This window comes from Streptococcus sp. Marseille-Q5619, assembly GCF_946901205.1.
Lineage (GTDB): Bacteria > Bacillota > Bacilli > Lactobacillales > Streptococcaceae > Streptococcus.
In genome coordinates, this window is sequence record NZ_CAMPPO010000004.1 from 50,682 (window position 1) to 62,978 (window position 12,297).

At 40.4% G+C, this 12,297-nt stretch carries 15 protein-coding genes; all 15 read right to left on the reverse strand.

Features of this window, described 5'->3' with window-relative positions:
• Positions 1-19: 19 nt before the first annotated feature.
• Positions 20-898, reverse strand: a complete 879-nt coding sequence (locus tag OC530_RS05680) for a F0F1 ATP synthase subunit gamma (protein ID WP_000301217.1) — start codon at positions 896-898, stop codon at positions 20-22.
• A 15-nt stretch (positions 899-913) separates the two neighbouring features.
• Positions 914-2,419, reverse strand: a complete 1,506-nt coding sequence (gene atpA, locus OC530_RS05685) for a F0F1 ATP synthase subunit alpha (protein ID WP_023942963.1) — start codon at positions 2,417-2,419, stop codon at positions 914-916.
• 14 nt (positions 2,420-2,433) lie between these two features.
• On the reverse strand, positions 2,434-2,970 hold the full coding sequence (locus OC530_RS05690; RefSeq protein ID WP_173274608.1) for a F0F1 ATP synthase subunit delta: 537 nt from the start codon (positions 2,968-2,970) through the stop codon (positions 2,434-2,436).
• Positions 2,970-3,464 (reverse strand): F0F1 ATP synthase subunit B, encoded by a 495-nt coding sequence (gene atpF / locus OC530_RS05695; RefSeq protein ID WP_112444247.1) that lies wholly within the window; start codon positions 3,462-3,464, stop codon positions 2,970-2,972. Before atpF ends, OC530_RS05690 begins: the two co-directional genes overlap by 1 nt.
• A 13-nt stretch (positions 3,465-3,477) precedes the next feature.
• Complete coding sequence (atpB, locus tag OC530_RS05700) at positions 3,478-4,194, reverse strand: F0F1 ATP synthase subunit A (RefSeq protein WP_000392851.1); 717 nt, start codon at positions 4,192-4,194, stop codon at positions 3,478-3,480.
• A gap of 34 nt (positions 4,195-4,228) precedes the next feature.
• Positions 4,229-4,429, reverse strand: coding sequence for a F0F1 ATP synthase subunit C (locus OC530_RS05705; protein WP_001054562.1), 201 nt, complete (start codon positions 4,427-4,429; stop codon positions 4,229-4,231).
• A gap of 255 nt (positions 4,430-4,684) precedes the next feature.
• A complete protein-coding gene (locus OC530_RS05710) occupies positions 4,685-4,843 on the reverse strand; it encodes a hypothetical protein (protein WP_173274609.1) in 159 nt (52 codons plus the stop codon).
• Between the two features lie 44 nt (positions 4,844-4,887).
• A complete protein-coding gene (locus OC530_RS05715; RefSeq protein WP_173274610.1) occupies positions 4,888-5,298 on the reverse strand; it encodes a GNAT family N-acetyltransferase in 411 nt (136 codons plus the stop codon).
• Between the two features lie 100 nt (positions 5,299-5,398).
• The gene (locus OC530_RS05720; RefSeq protein ID WP_262080385.1) at positions 5,399-6,760 is read right to left on the reverse strand and encodes an amino acid permease; all 1,362 of its coding nucleotides are present in this window, start codon (positions 6,758-6,760) and stop codon (positions 5,399-5,401) included.
• Positions 6,761-6,946: 186 nt separating this feature from the next.
• Positions 6,947-7,429, reverse strand: a complete 483-nt coding sequence (greA, locus tag OC530_RS05725) for a transcription elongation factor GreA (RefSeq protein ID WP_000818767.1) — start codon at positions 7,427-7,429, stop codon at positions 6,947-6,949.
• Between the two features lie 61 nt (positions 7,430-7,490).
• Entirely contained in the window at positions 7,491-9,155 is a 1,665-nt protein-coding gene (gene mltG, locus OC530_RS05730; protein WP_262080387.1) for an endolytic transglycosylase MltG, read from the reverse strand.
• 123 nt (positions 9,156-9,278) lie between these two features.
• On the reverse strand, positions 9,279-9,836 hold the full coding sequence (locus OC530_RS05735; RefSeq protein ID WP_262080389.1) for an N-acetyltransferase: 558 nt from the start codon (positions 9,834-9,836) through the stop codon (positions 9,279-9,281).
• Entirely contained in the window at positions 9,833-10,294 is a 462-nt protein-coding gene (locus OC530_RS05740) for a GNAT family N-acetyltransferase (protein ID WP_262080391.1), read from the reverse strand. Before OC530_RS05740 ends, OC530_RS05735 begins: the two co-directional genes overlap by 4 nt.
• 9 nt (positions 10,295-10,303) lie before the next feature.
• Positions 10,304-11,638 (reverse strand): UDP-N-acetylmuramate--L-alanine ligase, encoded by a 1,335-nt coding sequence (murC, locus tag OC530_RS05745; RefSeq protein ID WP_261233706.1) that lies wholly within the window; start codon positions 11,636-11,638, stop codon positions 10,304-10,306.
• 10 nt (positions 11,639-11,648) lie between these two features.
• Positions 11,649-12,266 (reverse strand): cystathionine gamma-synthase, encoded by a 618-nt coding sequence (locus tag OC530_RS05750; RefSeq protein WP_262080394.1) that lies wholly within the window; start codon positions 12,264-12,266, stop codon positions 11,649-11,651.
• Positions 12,267-12,297 lie beyond the last annotated feature (31 nt).

The window sequence follows — 12,297 nt, forward strand, 5'->3', positions numbered from 1 at the left end:
ATACGAGCTGGACTAGAGCCTATTCTAAGGCACTAGCTCCTGCTACGATTTCTGTAATTTCTTGTGTAATCGCCGCCTGTCTGGCACGGTTATACTGAATTGTCAAATCATTGATGACTTTCTTAGCATTATCAGTCGCTGTTTGCATAGCTGTCATACCTGCAGCATTTTCAGCTGTCTTAGCATCGATAATAGCACCGTAAATCATACTTTCTGCAAACTGAGGCAACAACTGCTCCAAAATTTCTTCTCGGCTGGTTTCTAATTCAAAAGTCAAGCTGTACTCTTCATCCGCTTCATTTGGATCCAAGTCAACAATCGGAAGCATTTGTTCCACACGCATTTGACTGGTTAGCGTGTTGACATGGTGGTTATAGCAGACATAGAGTTCATCAAAAAGTTCATTTTGGTACATTTCAACAGTTTTTGAAATGATCTTACGAACTTCATCAAAGCTAGGTTGGTCTGCCAAACCACGTAGTTCATAAAGTGGTTGAATACCACGAGCCTTAAAGAAATCAGCTCCCATTCCACCAATACAGATCATTTCAAAACCTTTACCGTCTGGATGGTATTCTTCTTTCAGCTCCATAACGGCTTTCAGAATAGAGGAATTATACCCTCCAACCAAACCGCGGTCTGAAGTAATGACGATATAGCCTGTCTTCTTAACTGGACGGCTAATCAACATCGGATTGGTTGAACCACCAGCTCCATTACCATGAAGAATATCCGTCAAGAGCTTGCGAACTTTCTGAGCATAAACTTGGAAGTTGCGAGCAGCTTCTTCAGAGCGACCTAGCTTAGCAGCTGATACCATTTGCATGGCATTAGTGATTTGACTCGTATTTTTTGTTGAGGCGATTTTTGTTTTAATATCATTTAGAGATACTGCCATCTGACACCTCTATTCTTATTGGAAGCTAGATTGATTGAGAAACTCTGTAATCGCAGCATCCAAGACTGCTTCTTCTGGCAAGTCTTTTGTATCACGAATGGTTTCCAAAATCTCTGGATGTTGAGCATCAAAGAAGGCATGGAACTCTTCCTCGAAACGAACAATATCATCTACTGGAACAGTGTCCAAGAAACCATGTGTCAAAGCATAGAGAATGGTTACTTGTTTCTCAACAGGCAATGGTTTGTGAACAGGTTGTTTCAAGACCTCAACTGTGCGACGTCCACGGTTCAACTTAGCCTGTGTTGCCGCATCCAAGTCAGAACCAAACTTAGTGAAGGCTTCCAACTCACGGTATGAAGCAAGGTCGATACGAAGTGTACCAGCAACCTTCTTCATAGCTTTGATTTGTGCAGAACCACCTACACGTGATACAGATGAACCCGCATCGATGGCTGGACGAATACCTGCATTGAAGAGACCATCACCAAGGAAGATTTGTCCGTCAGTGATAGAAATCACGTTGGTTGCGATATAGGCAGAGATATCTCCTGCTTGTGTCTCGATAAACGGTAGGGCTGTAATTGATCCACCACCAAGTTCATCAGAAACTTTAGCTGAGCGCTCAAGCAAACGGCTGTGAAGGTAGAAAACATCCCCTGGGAAGGCTTCACGACCTGGAGGACGACGAAGCAAGAGTGACAGTTCACGATAAGCTACCGCTTGTTTTGAAAGATCATCATAAACGATCAAAACATGCTTACCTTGATACATAAATTCTTCCGCCATGGCAACCCCAGCATAAGGAGCTAGGAAAAGCAATGGAGATGGTTGTGAAGCAGAGGCTGTCACAACGATTGTGTAATCCAAGGCACCGTACTGACGTAGTGTTTCTACTTGCGTACGAACTGTTGATTCTTTTTGTCCAATCGCTACGTAGATACAGATCATATCTTGACCTTTTTGGTTCAAGATTGTATCAATCGCAATGGTTGTTTTCCCTGTCTGACGGTCACCGATAATCAACTCACGTTGACCACGACCAATCGGTACAAGGGCGTCAATAGCTTTCAAACCAGTTTGCAATGGTTCTGATACAGACTTACGTTGCATAACACCAGGAGCTGGCGCTTCTACTGGACGAGTTTTATCAGTGTGGATTTCTCCAAGACCGTCAACCGGACGACCAAGCGGATCCACAACACGACCAATCAGACTTTCACCTACTGGGACTTCCATGATTTTACCTGTACGGCGGATTGTATCGCCTTCACGGATATCTGTAAAGTCACCTAGGATGATAATACCAACGTCTGTTGACTCCAAGTTTTGAGCCATACCATAAGAGCCGTTTTCAAAAATCAACAACTCTCCACTCATGGCATTTTCAAGGCCATGAGCACGCGCGATACCATCCCCGATATAGGTTACAACACCTGTTTCAGTCACATCAAAATTGGGTTTGAAATTTTCAATTTGTTGCTTAATTAAAGCGCTGATTTCTTGTGCGTTAATTGCCAAAAGAACACCACTTTCTATTTCAAATTTTCTTTAACAACTTTAAGTTGTTGTTTAATACTCACATCAATTGTCTTGTGATTGGCAAAAATGACAAAACCACCAATGAGACTTTCATCGATTTCTTCTTTTACACTCCTTACTTTCAGAGACATTTTTTTCTCAATCAAAGGGAGCAAGCGACTCTTTTGTTCATCTGTTAAAGGATGAGCTGAAGTAATCGTCACTTCAAATCGATTTGTTTCTTTTTCAAGTCGGTTCAAGCAATCTACAAGCACATCATAAAAAAGATTTACTCTGTGATTGTAGGCCAGAACCTGGATAAAGTTTTGTAATAAAGGTGACACAGAGTCTTGGAAAAAAGCAATCGTTTTTTTCTTGTCAGACTCATCTACTGTCACTTTTTTTAAAAAAGAAGGTAAACCTGTTTCTTCAGCAACTTGCTTGATTTGAGTCAAGTCTGAAAAGATACGGGCTTCTTCTCCTTTTTCAAGTACCAATTGGACAAAAGGCATGCTGTATTTTTCAATTACCTTTACTGTTTTCTTGTCCATTAAGCTTCTCCTAGCTGATCGATATACTGATCAATGAGTTCTTTATGGGCATGACCGTCAAGGTTTTGTGAGATGATTTTACCAGCTAGGCTGATGGTCAAATCTGCTACCTCACCCTTAACGCTTTGTAAAGCTTCAGCTTTGTTTTGAGCAATTTCTTGGTTTGCTTTTTCTTTTAAGCGTCCTGCTTCTAGTTTAGCATCTACTAAAATACTAGCCTTACTTTTCTCAGCTGTTGCTTTCGCATTCTCAATGATTGCCTTGGCTTCTTTACGGCTACCAGCCAATTCATCTTCGCGTTTTTGAGCCAATACTTCTGCTTTTTGACGGGCTTCTTCAGCACTGTCAATATCAGTAGCAATTTTTTCAGCTCTTTCTTCGAAAATGCCTGTAATATTAGACCATGCAAATTTTTTAATCAAGACTAGCAAAAGAATAAAAGAGCCAGTGATTAAAATAAAATTACCAATCAATTCACCTACTGTTACGTGCATCAGTTACTCCTTTCTATTCCTCTTCAATATTAATCTTATTCCCTAAATACACAGATGTCAAAAGAGTAAAGACATAAGCTTGGATGCAGGAAATAAAGACAGAAAATGCAGTCCAAGCCAAATTAGCTCCAAAGGCTACTGGATACCAATAAATAGCTTGGTGGGAAAGAAGAAGTAACAAACTCGTCATGACCTCTCCTGCAAAGATATTCCCAAAAATCCGCAAAGCCAAAGATAAGAAGTTTGTAAATTCTTCCAAGATATTCATCGGTATGACAAAAACAGGACTCATAAAAGATTTTATACTTTTTTTAAATCCACGACGACGAACGCTTTCTATATGTGTCAACAAAATGACAAGAAAAGATAAGGTTAAGTCATACTGTAAATTAGCGGTTGGCGAACTCCACCAGTTAGTCCCATCGATCGTTTGAAGCTTTGTCATTAAGCCAAGGTTATTGGCAATCACCATGAAAAGAAATAAACAAAGGAAAAAGAGTGAGTAATCTTTCATGTAGCGCGAACCAATGTTAGGTTCTGTAAATCCAATAACAAAGTCATAGACATACTCAAGTACATTTTGCTTTCCTTTGGGTTTCAAGGTCATATTGCGGCTTGCCCAATAAATAAAGACAAAAATAACTCCCACAATCAACAAGGTCATGGCTAACATAGTCAGATTGAAGATAACAGGACCAATAGAGATGATTGGATTAATACTTTCTTCCATCTAAAATCCTCCCTTTTCTTCTCGTTCCATGTATTTATTTGATAATAAATGAGAAGACAAGAGTTACAAAGAAAGTTCCTTCAATAAAGGCAACACCTAAAAACATCAAACTACGAAACTCAGAAAGCATATCTGGTTGGCGTGCTACTGATTTAAACAGTCCATTCATCAATAAACCTTCACCGACAGATACGCCCATACAGGCAATACATAAGCCTAAAAATGTTAAATTCATAACGAATTCTCCTTTAAAATAAAATTTACTTACTTAGTGTAGTCCTAAAATTTAAATTTGTCAACTTTTTTTGCACATTGGAAGCGTTTAATGAAAATTACTTCCATTTTCTTTCGTATTTCACTCTATTCTGAAAAGCTTGTGTATATTTACTGAAGCTAGCAAGTCTTACCTGTAAATTTAATGAAAGCAACACAAAATCCGAGAGGGGAATCTCGGATTAAGGTCAATTTAAAAAAATAGAGAGTGTTAAGTTTAAATATAGGATTTCAAAATATCGACGGCATCGCTTCTTTTCTTAACCTGATAGGACTTGATTACCAATTTCTCAGCTGTCATTGCATTGTACCCAATATTGCCCAGAAAGACACAATTTGTAGGATTTAACTGGTATTTATCAAGAATCTCCTTCATACTTATGTCAAGCCCCCTCTTTACTTTATGATTTCATATTCTCCTTACAAATCCTTTTGGTAATAATATCTTTGCCCAATGTAGGGATAGTCTTGTAAGGTAAAGACTTCCTTGTAGCCATGCCTTTTATAAAAATCTGGAGCTTGAAACTGGTAAGTATTGACAAAAGCAAAACGACAGTCTCGATTCTTAGCTTCAGTTTCTGCTTGCTGCAATAGTTTTGAACCGATTCCTTGTCCTCTCAATTCCTCTTTTACAAATAAATACTCGATTTCTAGCCAATTTCCAAAAGTCTCTGCTATCAAACCTGCCAGGAGATTGCCCTTTTCATCTTCGACATAAAGATTAAGTGGCTCACTTTCGGCATCTTCTCGTTTTGAACGGTTATAAACACGAATCAAATTCCCAATTTCTTGTGCTTTCTGAGACTCCTTGTTTTCCAATCTAAAGTACATCTAAACCTCCTCAAACACTATTACAACTTGATTATAGTCTTATTTCAATAGACTGTCAAACTAGCAAAAACCCACCAACCTGAGTTGGTGAGTCTTTAATCTATTTTCTAAATTTCCACTGGCTATAAATACCGAAACCGATAATCCAGATAGCTGAGCCGATTGCTCCTACAAATGTAGACTCTTGTAAAAAGAGGGTTACAAAGACAAAGGCAAAGAAGAGCATGGTTAAAGGATTTAGGAAACGATAATGGGGCATGAGATAGCCATCCGCCATAAAGTCTGGTGACTTGCGGTATTTAAGGTGAGCCACCATGATTAAGATATAAATGGCAATATAGACACCAGACGACGATGCCGTAATCAAGGCAAAGGCATCAGAAACACCTGGCAATACGTTGATAAAGGCTGCTAGGGCAATCAAAATTGCTGAGGCGATGATGGCATTTTGTGGTACGTTGTGACGGGAAAGAGTATCTGCCTTAATAGCCTTTAAGAATGGATTTGGTGAATCATGGGCAATCTGATACAAATGACGTCCTGTTGAATAAAGGGTTGAGTTAAGAGCAGATGCTGCTGACGTCAAAACGACGAAGTTAATCAAGGCTGCCGCCCACTTGATACCTGCTAACTCAAATACTGTAACAAAGGGAGAATCAGCCGATGCAAGTTCACGCCACGGAATGATAGCCATGATGGCTAAGAGGGCACCACCGTAGAAAAAGGCGATACGCAAAGGAATTTCCTTAACGGCTTTTGGCAAGACCTGACGTGGATTTTTTGTTTCTGAAGTCGTTACCCCGATAAACTCAATCATAAGGTAGGCAAAGAACACCATCTGGAAGGCCATGACAAAGTTAACTCCACCATTTGGGAAGAGGGAGAAATTGTCGGCGATATTAGCTAAACTTGCTACTCCATGAGGTGTCTTAAAGCCTGTCAAGACCATAAAGACTCCTGTGGCAATCATGGCTAAAATAGCCACAATCTTGACCATCGCAAACCAAAACTCAACTTCTCCAAAGAGCTTCACCGCAATCAGATTGACCAAGGCTAGAATAGTCAAAAATCCAATCTCAATCATCCAACTTGGCCAAGTTGGGAACCAAAATTGCACATAATGTGCGATAGCAGTGATTTCCGCCATACCGATAAAGACAACAGATAGCCAGTAAGACCAAACCGAGAAATAGCCCCAGCCCTTACCCAAATGACGCGTGATAAAGTTGATAAAGGTATGTTGCTCAGGATCTTGGTAGAGCATTTCCCCAACCGCACGCATCATGAGGAACATGAAGGCCCCAGTAATCATATAAATCAGTACAATGGAAGGACCTGTTAGGCTGATAGAGCGACCTGCTCCCAGAAAGAGTCCTGTTCCGATTGTTCCTGCAATGGCCATAACCTGCACGTGACGATTGGTCAGACCACGCTCCATCTTGTTTTTTTTCTTTGAACTCATATAGTCTCCAATTTCAATTTAATTTATACTCAATGAAAATCAAAGAGCAAACTAGGAAGCTAGCCGCAGGCTGTACTTGAGTACGGCAAGGCGACGCTGACGTGGTTTGAATTTGATTTTCGAAGAGTAGCAAAATGGAAAAAGGAGTGAGTGAAGCGCACAGCCTCCCCACTCCTTTCTTCTGTTTTAGGCTGTTTTTTCAACCTTCAAAATTTTTACATCATAGCTACCAACAGGCGTTTCAATGGTTGCTGTGTCACCTGTTTTCTTGCCAATCAAGGCTTGTCCAATTGGGCTTTCATTTGAAACCTTACCTGCAAAGGCATCCGCACCAGCTGAGCCTACGATAATATAAACTTCTTCTTCGTCCTCACCAATTTCTTGGATGGTGACTGTTTTACCAATCGCTACTTCATCATCTGCAACTGAGTCACTATTGACGATTTCAGCGTAACGGATTTTTGTTTCCAAGCTAGAGATTTGTCCTTCGACAAAGGCTTGTTCATCCTTAGCTGCTTCGTATTCACTGTTTTCAGAAAGGTCACCGTATGAACGGGCAATCTTAATGCGTTCTACCACTTCTGGTCGGCGAACCAATTTCAATTCTTCTAATTCTTTTTCAAGTTTTTCCTTTTCCTCAAGGGTCATAGGATATGTTTTTTCTGCCATTTTTCTCAACTTTCTTCTGATGATATTTTCGAAAGAAAATTATGTGAAGTATCACATAATTTTAGTTTGTTTGGTTTAATTTGCTGTTGACATGTTCAGCAACATTGCGATCGTGGTCTTCTTGATTGTTAGCATAGTAGACCTTGCCATCTGTGACATCTGCTACAAAGTAGAGGTTATCGCTCTTAGTTTGATTGATGCTTGACTCAATCGCATCCAGACTTGGACTATCGACTGGACCAGGCATGAGACCTACATTTTTATAAACATTATAAGGTGAATCAATGTTGGTATCAATCGCAACATCCTCAGCTAGGCTGATATTTTGCCCCAGTTTTCCTTGGGCATACAAGATTGCAATATTACTTTGAAGTGGCATATCACGATTCAAACGATTGTAGAATACACCTGCAATGAGCTTACGATCTTCTGTCTTGGCACCTTCTTTTTCGACCAAGGAAGCAATGGTCAACAACTCATTGACAGTCAAGTTTTTAGATTTGATAGTACTATAGTAAGGAGATAGGTTCTTATCCGTAGCCGCCAACATCTCATCAATCAAGCTTTCAACAGTTGTGCTTTCCTTGATAGAGTATGTAGCTGGGAAAAGGTATCCTTCCAAACGATAACGAGCCCCACTTTCCTTTGTAGGCAAGCTTTCAAGTAGACTCGGATATTTGGCAACTTCTTGACTGATAAAGTTCTCATCTTGAACTTTAGCCAAGAAAGCCTCCGCTGTCAAAGGCTCTTTGAAGTCACCTTGCAATTGACCTACCGCTTGTGCAATTTGATCAATCGTATAACCTTCTGGAATTGTCAAAGTCGCAAGGACAGGTTCTTGCGGTTCATCTGTTCCACCTTTTTGCAACTCTTTGAGTAAGTCTTCTGTACTCATACTCTTTTGTAAATTGTAGTAACCTGCTTTCAAATCGGTATAATTTTTATACTTGGCATAAAAGCTAAAAATCAGACCATGCTTTACCAAACCAGCTTTTTCAAGCGTCGTACCGATTTCTTGAACGTTTGAACCGTCAGGAATTTGAACCGTCACATATTTCTTAGAATTAGCATCAATAGGTAACAAAGAATCTAGCACGTACTGATAACCAAAGTAACCACCTGCTGAGAGCAAGGCAAGGAATACAAGGAATGAAATCACAAAAGCTTTCACATGTGACTTCTTCTCTTTCTTAGGCTTAACGGATTTTGCTCCTTCTCTACGGCTACGACGTGGTGTATCGCTGATGATATCCACTGTTTCTGTAGCAGGCGTAGGTGTTTCTGAACCTGCTTGTTCTGCTTTTTTCTCTGCCGTCTTATAGGAAACAGCTACCCTTGTTGGGGTTTCATTGTATTCTCTTTCAAATTTCTTAGGTCTAACAGGACCTGGACCTGGTCTTGATCCACTTTCTTCCGCTGGAGAAGAAGGTACATCTTGACTTGGATGACTTGGAACACCAGGAGTTTCTCTTTGAATCTCATCTGCTGGAGAAGCTGGTACATCTTGACTTGGGTGAGTAGGCACGGTAGGAGCTTTTCTCATAATCTCCTCTACCGTTGACAAGGAATCAGCCATGAGTTCTTCAGCTGAAGGTTCATTTGCAGGAGTGCGAACTACTGCCTTATCTTCTCTCAGAACTTCATCATAGCCTTTTACTTTTTCTAAATCTCTCAGAATCTGCTCTTTAAAGCTTAATTTCTCTTCTTCTCTTGACTTTTCACTCAAAAGTTTTTCCTCCTTGTTGACAATCCATAATATTATATCTTAAAAGTCCAAGAAAAGCAACCTATGATACTTTTCCTAGCTTATTTTTTATACTCAATGAAAATCAAAGAGCAAACTAGGAAGCTAGCCGCAAGCTGTACTTGAGTACGGTAAGGCGACGCTGACGTGGTTTGAATTTGATTTTCGAAGAGTATTAGCTTCCCAGACCATATCATACCAAGTTTCCCCTGCAAAGGTTGACTGGGACAGGCCTTCATTAACAAATCCATGCTTTTCATAGTAGGCGATGAGATAGTCATGACAGGTTAGGTTAATGCCTTCTCTCTCATCTTCAAGAGCAACTTCTTTCAAGGCTGTTAGTAATTTTTGTCCAAGTCCAAGTCCCTGTGCTTCTTTGGCAATAGAAAGACAGGTCACAGAGATATAGCCACCAGGCTCATGACTATAATCTTCTATCTCTTCTGTAAAGGACTGGTCCTGCAGGTGGCGATGCGATCCAACTGGTCCTTCTATGTACCCCATGATTCTGCCTTCTTTTTCCGCAACCAGAAAAGAGGTCTGTATTTCTCGCAAATACGCCTCAAAAACAGATCGAGGAATGGCTTCTTCAACCGAGAAATTCTCTAGTTCAATCTCGACGATACGATCCAAATCTTCTAATCTTGCTTGTCTGATTTTCATTGTGCCTCCAGATAAAAGGGATTAAACCAAATCATACTAAAACTCTGGCTAGTTTCATAAAGAGAAGTTTCTTCATCAATAAAACCGTTCATTTCAAAGTATGAAAGCAACTCATCAGGACTCTTCAAACGAATCCCTTTGTAATCCAGCTCAACTGCCACCTCTTTCAAGGCTGCAAGAAGAAGTGTTCCCAATCCTTGTCTCTGATGGTCAGACTCAATGACTAAAGAATGTACTTTTAGACATTGCGGATTGTCTAACTGGGGACTTGATAAAATATAGCCTAAAAGTTTATTTTCATCCCTAGCTAGAAGAAAGGTATCCGCACACTTACGGATACTTTCTTCTAAAATATGGGAAGGTTGCTGCTTTTCAGCTGGATAAGACGAGGTTTGAATCGCCTCTATCTCAGCCAAATCAGACTTGCTTGCCTGAATGATCTTAATTGGAATTTCCATGGGAGCATCCTATTGAACATTGCTTGTCAAGTTTGACAAGAGACGCTCAAATGAGTATTCATAGGTTTGAATGTCTCCTGCACCCATAAAGACATAAACAGCATTGTCATGGTCAAGGAGTGGAGAAACATTTTCAACAGTGATCACTTGGTGTTTTTTGTTGATTTTTTGGGCTAGGTCTTCTACCTTAACGTCACCATGGTCTACTTCACGAGCTGACCCATAAATTTGCGCTAGGTAAACAGCATCCGCTTGGTTCAAAGCGTGAGCAAATTCGTCCAACAAGGCAATGGTTCTTGTAAAGGTATGCGGTTGGAAGACTGCTACAATTTCCTTGCTTGGGTATTTCTGACGAGCCGCATCCAAGGTCGCAATAATTTCTGTTGGATGGTGGGCAAAGTCATCGATAATAACTGTATCATTGACAATTTTCTCAGTGAAACGACGCTTAACACCGGCAAATGTTTTCAAGTGCTCACGCACCAAGTTCAAATCAAATCCTGCTGTGTAAAGAAGACCAATAACGGCTGTCGCATTCATGATATTGTGACGACCAAAGGTTGGAATGTGGAATTGCCCCAAGTCTTGTCCACGGAAATGAACCGTGAAGGTTGAACCAGTTGTAGAACGAAGAAGATCGCTAGCTACAAAGTCATTACCTTCTGCTTCAAAGCCATAATAATAAATCGGAGCATTGGCTGTAATCTTACGCAATTCTGCATCTTCACCATAGACAAAAAGACCCTTGGTAATTTGTTTAGCATAGTCGTTAAAGGCATTGAAAACATCCTCGAGACTTGTGAAATAGTCTGGATGGTCAAAGTCAATGTTGGTGATAATAGAGTATTCTGGATGGTAAGGCATGAAATGGCGTTCATATTCGTCAGATTCAAAGACAAAATATTTGGCATTGGCCGAACCACGACCTGTCCCATCCCCAATCAAGAAGCTAGTGTCTGTGATGTGAGACAAGACATGAGATAACATACCTGTCGTTGAAGTTTTTCCATGCGCTCCAGCTACTCCCATGCTAACAAAGTCACGCATAAAGCTACCTAGAAATTCATGGTAACGTTTGTAGCTGATACCATTTTGGTCTGCATAGGCAATTTCGACGTTGTTATCTGGACGAAAGGCATTTCCAGCGATAATTTCCATATCACCGTCTAGATTCTTTTCATCAAAAGGAAGAATAGTAATTCCTGCCTGCTCAAGACCACGTTGAGTAAAGTAGTACTTTTCAACATCTGATCCCTGTACCTTATGCCCCATTTGGTGCAACATCAAGGCCAAGGCACTCATCCCTGATCCCTTAATTCCGATAAAATGATATGTCTTTGGCATGTTTTCTCCCCTATTCTGTAATTCTTGTCAGATTCAACTCTTGGGCAACCCGACGTTCTTGTTCTGTTTGTTTACTTTTTTTATTGTAGATTTGGCTTTTCTTTAGAAAATCATAGTTGTTTTTCTTTGGAGCAGGTGCTGACACTTCTTCATTCTTGGTAGGGATAGAATGAACTTCTTCCGCCAAGATATAATGAGACTGGGTCAATTTTTGGCTATATTTCACCAATTCACCAGGATTTTCCTTTTGGAAAGGCGCTGTCGGTTGATTGCCCTGTCTAAGAAGGCCTGATTTAGAATGACGTCTCGCACGGCTGAAATCCTGAGTTAGATAGTTAGCAGAGCGTTTCTTTTTCAAGTCTGCACGCGCTTCTTCACGCGCCACCTCCGCATAGCTCTTTCCTTCTTTTTTTACCCCTAAAGGAGCTTTTTTAGGTTTCTCGACTTGCTTTTCAATCGGTTTTACTGGCGCCTCTTCAGTAATAGGAGCCCATCCTAAATAATTTTTATCTCGATACTCACCCTTGATATTACTGATCAGATCAGACTCATCGTACAAGTTCATGACTGGCATTTCAGTCAGCATGACCTCGTCATCTGACACCAATGGAAATCGTTCTTGTTTCATTTTCTATTTCCTTTCAACACTTCATTATAGC

What these genes read in the sequence shown, in the direction of transcription:
- murC (WP_261233706.1), bottom strand. Translation starts at nt 11,638, where the DNA reads ATGCCAAAGACATATCATTTTATCGGAATTAAGGGATCAGGGATGAGT.
- OC530_RS05690 (WP_173274608.1), bottom strand. Translation starts at nt 2,970, where the DNA reads ATGGACAAGAAAACAGTAAAGGTAATTGAAAAATACAGCATGCCTTTT.
- atpF (WP_112444247.1), bottom strand. Translation starts at nt 3,464, where the DNA reads ATGCACGTAACAGTAGGTGAATTGATTGGTAATTTTATTTTAATCACT.
- OC530_RS05715 (WP_173274610.1), bottom strand. Translation starts at nt 5,298, where the DNA reads ATGTACTTTAGATTGGAAAACAAGGAGTCTCAGAAAGCACAAGAAATT.
- OC530_RS05740 (WP_262080391.1), bottom strand. Translation starts at nt 10,294, where the DNA reads ATGGAAATTCCAATTAAGATCATTCAGGCAAGCAAGTCTGATTTGGCT.
- greA (WP_000818767.1), bottom strand. Translation starts at nt 7,429, where the DNA reads ATGGCAGAAAAAACATATCCTATGACCCTTGAGGAAAAGGAAAAACTT.
- OC530_RS05735 (WP_262080389.1), bottom strand. Translation starts at nt 9,836, where the DNA reads ATGAAAATCAGACAAGCAAGATTAGAAGATTTGGATCGTATCGTCGAG.
- OC530_RS05680 (WP_000301217.1), bottom strand. Translation starts at nt 898, where the DNA reads ATGGCAGTATCTCTAAATGATATTAAAACAAAAATCGCCTCAACAAAA.
- OC530_RS05720 (WP_262080385.1), bottom strand. Translation starts at nt 6,760, where the DNA reads ATGAGTTCAAAGAAAAAAAACAAGATGGAGCGTGGTCTGACCAATCGT.
- atpB (WP_000392851.1), bottom strand. Translation starts at nt 4,194, where the DNA reads ATGGAAGAAAGTATTAATCCAATCATCTCTATTGGTCCTGTTATCTTC.
- OC530_RS05705 (WP_001054562.1), bottom strand. Translation starts at nt 4,429, where the DNA reads ATGAATTTAACATTTTTAGGCTTATGTATTGCCTGTATGGGCGTATCT.
- OC530_RS05710 (WP_173274609.1), bottom strand. Translation starts at nt 4,843, where the DNA reads ATGAAGGAGATTCTTGATAAATACCAGTTAAATCCTACAAATTGTGTC.
- OC530_RS05750 (WP_262080394.1), bottom strand. Translation starts at nt 12,266, where the DNA reads ATGAAACAAGAACGATTTCCATTGGTGTCAGATGACGAGGTCATGCTG.